The 3969-nt window shown below is 50.2% G+C and carries 4 protein-coding genes and 1 pseudogene; 3 read left to right on the plus strand and 2 right to left on the minus strand.

All coding sequences use genetic code 11. From position 1 onward, the window contains the following. Positions 1-714 precede the first annotated feature (714 nt). From lacNas_RS11705 to lacNas_RS11715, 3 genes are all read left to right on the plus strand, one after another. The gene (locus lacNas_RS11705; RefSeq protein ID WP_201330819.1) at positions 715-1221 is read left to right on the plus strand and encodes a hypothetical protein; all 507 of its coding nucleotides are present in this window, start codon (positions 715-717) and stop codon (positions 1219-1221) included. 85 nt (positions 1222-1306) lie between these two features. Then, positions 1307-1810, plus strand: a complete 504-nt coding sequence (locus lacNas_RS11710; RefSeq protein ID WP_201330820.1) for a GNAT family N-acetyltransferase — start codon at positions 1307-1309, stop codon at positions 1808-1810. 103 nt (positions 1811-1913) lie between these two features. Next, positions 1914-2825 carry a M48 family metallopeptidase gene (locus lacNas_RS11715; RefSeq protein ID WP_201330821.1) on the plus strand — a complete coding sequence of 304 codons (912 nt, stop codon included), beginning with the start codon at positions 1914-1916 and terminating at the stop codon, positions 2823-2825. 59 nt (positions 2826-2884) lie between these two features. Here the strand turns inward: lacNas_RS11715 and lacNas_RS11720 are convergent, their stop codons facing one another. Both lacNas_RS11720 and lacNas_RS11725 read right to left on the minus strand, forming a co-directional pair. Continuing rightward, a complete protein-coding gene (locus tag lacNas_RS11720) occupies positions 2885-3745 on the minus strand; it encodes an SDR family oxidoreductase (protein ID WP_201330822.1) in 861 nt (286 codons plus the stop codon). Positions 3746-3774: 29 nt separating this feature from the next. Further along, a pseudogene (locus lacNas_RS11725) lies at positions 3775-3969 on the minus strand (transcriptional regulator); the annotation flags it as partial.

A 3969-nucleotide genomic window follows, 5' to 3' on the forward strand; every position in this document is an offset into this window, starting at 1 on the left:
GGCGGCCGATCTTGCTGCTGGCAAAGTGGTTGAGGCGTTCTTTATCAAAGATGCTGCCGACCCAGTAGAGCACGAGGGCGCCGATAAAGGCGCCGGCTGTGGCCGCGACAATCGCGCCTGGGATTGAGATATTGGCTGACAGGGTTAGGAAACCCGCGAAAGTCAGAATCAGTTCGGAAGGAATCGGGGGAAAATGTTTTCAGCTGCAATCAACAAGGCAATGGCGACATTGCCATAGTTTTGAATCAGCTGCGTGATTGTCTCGTTCATCAGTTGTTACCTCTTGTTTCTTCTGCTGGCTTTCCGAAAAAAGCGAATTTGGCTTCAAGCTGCCAGCAAGATCGTTCTGTTTGGATTTTCTCCAGTTCAGAATAGCAGAATAAAAGGGTAAAAAGGCAAATTGCCCGCGACTTTAAGAGATAATTTTAAAATGCTTTACACGTATTTTACTTAACTTTTTAAGGCTAAGCTAAAAATAACAGCCGTTTTCTAGCTATCTTGCTTAAGATAAGCAAGAAAACAAATTAAACAATTTTTATGCACATTTTTGCCAGTGAGTCTGTTATAATCGTTTCAACGCATTAAGGAATTGCCTTTTGGAAATAAAGAAAAGCGGCTTTCAAGCGGTTTTCTCTCAACAGAGGCGAATCTTGATGCTTGAAAATTGAATATCATTCGTACTATGTCATTAAATTTATTCAAGGAGAGGTAAATATGACTAACGTAACTATCGAACAAGCAGTTAAGGGCTATCTTGTATTCTCAGCAGAAGAAGGCACGGGCAAGCTGTTCCGCGAAGGCCGCAGCTACGTGGCAGGCAAGACCTACCACAACCGCTACCTGGCTATCTACGAGAAACTGGAAGACGCTGTAGTCAACGCCAGCCAGTACCCAAGCGAAGCCGGCATGACTATTTACGAAGTCAGCGGCTGGGGCCAAGTAACCGACTTTGGCAAGAGCAAGGTTACTGAATGGCTGAAGCTGGACCAAATCGTCGCCAAGAAGGAATGGGTCAACTTGCTGGGCAAGCACACTAACTCAAACTACGCTAGCCTGCGTATCTTGGCAGCCAAGCTGAGTGAAGACGCCGCTGTTTTGAAGAAGCTGGCCCAAGACAAGAACCAACAAGTTCGCAGCGCAGTAGCTAAGAATGCTAACACTCCAGCCCTGGTCTTGGCCAAGCTGGGTGTAGCTTCAGAAGTCAGCGCAATGGCTATCTAAAGACTGACAAATTTTTAAGAAGAATAAAACGAGGCGCGTTCTCTGGATTACAGAGGCGTGCTTTTTGCATTCAAGGAGAAAAAGCATGCTGAAATTTGACCAAGCAAGAGCGGAAGATTTAGACAGGATCGTGGAGATCGAAAGAGCCGGCTTCAATGAAGCCGAGGCGGGAAGTCCGGCCCAGTACAAGGAACGGATCGAGAAGTTCACGGGCAGCTTCTTGGTAGCCCGTAATCCTGAAGAAGAAGTCGTTGGCTTTATCACCGGCCCGGTCGTTGACAGCAAGTACGACTACATTGAAGACTGGATGTATGAGAAAGAAACCGAGAGCCGGCTTGGCCCTGGCGGCAACCAGATGGTCCTGACCATTGCGGTTCACCCGGACTACCGGGGACAGGGGATCGGCAGCCAGCTTTTGGAAAGATTCGCGCAAGCGGCCAAGGAGATGAAGCGGGGGCGGATCGCCTTGACCTGCCTGGAAGACCGGGTGCCTTTTTATGAGAAAAACGGCTTCGTCAACCATGGCCAAGCCGACTCTGAGCACGCCGGGGAAGTCTGGTACAACATGATCAAAGAGATGGATATCTAAAAGGCAAAAACAGAGAGGGAATGACTCTGTAATTATCTATTGCGCAAGTGCCGTCCAATTAGTATCCTTAACATAGTTTTATGGAAAGAATTGAGGATAGAATATGCTTTATCAGCAAATTGAGCAAAACAAGCGCAATACCTGGATCGTGCTTGGCGCTTTTACGGCCTTGCTTTTGGCCATCGCGGGAATATTGGCAGTTTACTTGACCATCTGGGCCGGGGTGATCTTTTTAGCCGCGGGAATCAGCTACATGGTCTACATTTACTTTTATGCGACCAGACACTTGATGAAGGTGACCCGGGCCGTGGAAATCAACCAGGACAATTTTCCTGAACTCTACGAAATGGTGGAAGAGATGAGCCTGGCGGCCGGCATTCCCATGCCGAAAATCTACGTCGTGCCAAGCAATGTCCCTAACGCCTTCGCAACTGGCCGTGATCCGGAACACGCCAGCCTGGCAGTTACTTCTGGTTTGTTGAAAATTATGAACCACGATGAAGTTCTGGGCGTCATCGGCCATGAAATGTCCCACATCCGCAATTATGACTTGCGGGTAACGACGATCACTTCAGCCTTGTCCAGTTTTATCTACCTGGCAGCCATCTACCTGCTGGCCCTTGGCTGGACCTTGTTTAAGATTGACGGCGGGGTCATCACCAAGTGCATCTGCTGGATCTTTGGCTCAATCGCCATAGCAGTTGGCGCCGGCCTTTTCATCTTGGCACTGCCGATCGCCAAGCTGCTCAACCTGTCCATGTCCCGGCAGCGGGAATACCTGGCTGACATCGGTTCAGTCGATTTGACCAGAAACCCTAAGTACATCGTTGCCGCTTTGAAGAAGCTGGAAGCCGTTGAGCAGCAGTACCAGCAGACAAAAGAAGATCCGATGGTTTCGGCCTTGGCTTTTAACAGCTTCCAGGTCAAGCACTGGTGGACCAACCTGATCTCTGACCACCCGACTTTGGACCGGCGGATCGACCGCTTGGAGCATACGGCAGATTTGCCTAAGTAAAGAAAAAGGATGCAATGATGAGTTGCATCCTTTTTCTTTGCTGTTAAAACTGACCTATCTTACTTCTGGTAGTTTTCTGTCAAAAAGTCCTTCATGTTTTGCGGGCCATGGCCGGTGATGCGGCGGAAATCGTCGGTCACTTCATCCATCAGGCCCATGGCTGCCGCCTTGTACATGGAGGCCAGTTCATCGCCGTCGCCTTCAGACCGGTAGATGTCGGCGAATTCCTCCAGGCTGACCGGCTGGTAGCCGATCTTTTTGCCAGTAACTTCCGTCATGATCCGGCTGAGTTCGATCATGTTGTAGTTCTTCTCCTGGGTCAGAAGATAGACCTGTCCCTTGTCTCTGAGGTATGGCCGGATAGCTACGTTGGCGATGGCTTCGGCGCTGTCTTTTCTGGAGATGAAGCTCATCGCCTGGTCGCCAACCGGGTAGATCACGTTGCCTCTTTCAATCAGTTCCGGCAGGTAGGGGACCAGAGGATCAGCGTAGAGGGAGTTTTTGACAACGGAATAATTCAAGCCGCTGGAAGCCAGCCGGGCGGGCAGATAGGCATAGTAGCCGGACATCTGGAAGGGGTTGCTGGCCTGGTCAGCCATGAAGCTGACATCGACCAAGTGCTTGACGCCGGCTTCTTTCATTGCGGCCAGGGAGTTTTCAAATTCCTCAATCCGCTTGCCGACATTATAGGTGATGCTTGGAATGTAGATCAGGACATCCGTGCCGGTAAAAGCCTCCACCATGGATGGCAGGTCATAATAGTCGCTGCGGCTGACTTCATAGCCTTCTGCAGCAAAACCGGCGGCTTTTTGCGGATTGCGTACGGCCAAGCGGATGTTCTTGACATCGGTCAGCTTGCTCAGCGCAGCAGTTACTTCCCGGCCCAGGTGGCCAGTTGCTCCGGTAATCGTGTATTTCATTGTTTGCCTCCTTGTTAAGTCCCTCAAGGCTATTTTGTTTCCTTCTCTGTTTGTTCAGCCCGGTCGGCCTGTTCTTTTACGGCTTGCTTGACCAGAATCGTGTCAATGACGTCCTGCAGGCTGATCTGGTTTAAAACTGCTTCTGCCGCGGTTTCCGCGTGGAAAAAGTAGTCCGTCAGCGTCGGCTGGATATTGCCGCCGACGATGCATTCCGGATTGGTCTC

The organism is Lactobacillus nasalidis (assembly GCF_016587775.1).
Taxonomy (GTDB): Bacteria; Bacillota; Bacilli; order Lactobacillales; family Lactobacillaceae; genus Lactobacillus; species Lactobacillus nasalidis.

Excerpts from the sequence above, each read along its gene's own strand:
- lacNas_RS11705 (WP_201330819.1), top strand. The coding sequence starts at position 715 with ATGACTAACGTAACTATCGAACAAGCAGTTAAGGGCTATCTTGTATTC.
- lacNas_RS11710 (WP_201330820.1), top strand. The coding sequence starts at position 1,307 with ATGCTGAAATTTGACCAAGCAAGAGCGGAAGATTTAGACAGGATCGTG.
- lacNas_RS11715 (WP_201330821.1), top strand. The coding sequence starts at position 1,914 with ATGCTTTATCAGCAAATTGAGCAAAACAAGCGCAATACCTGGATCGTG.
- lacNas_RS11720 (WP_201330822.1), bottom strand. The coding sequence starts at position 3,745 with ATGAAATACACGATTACCGGAGCAACTGGCCACCTGGGCCGGGAAGTA.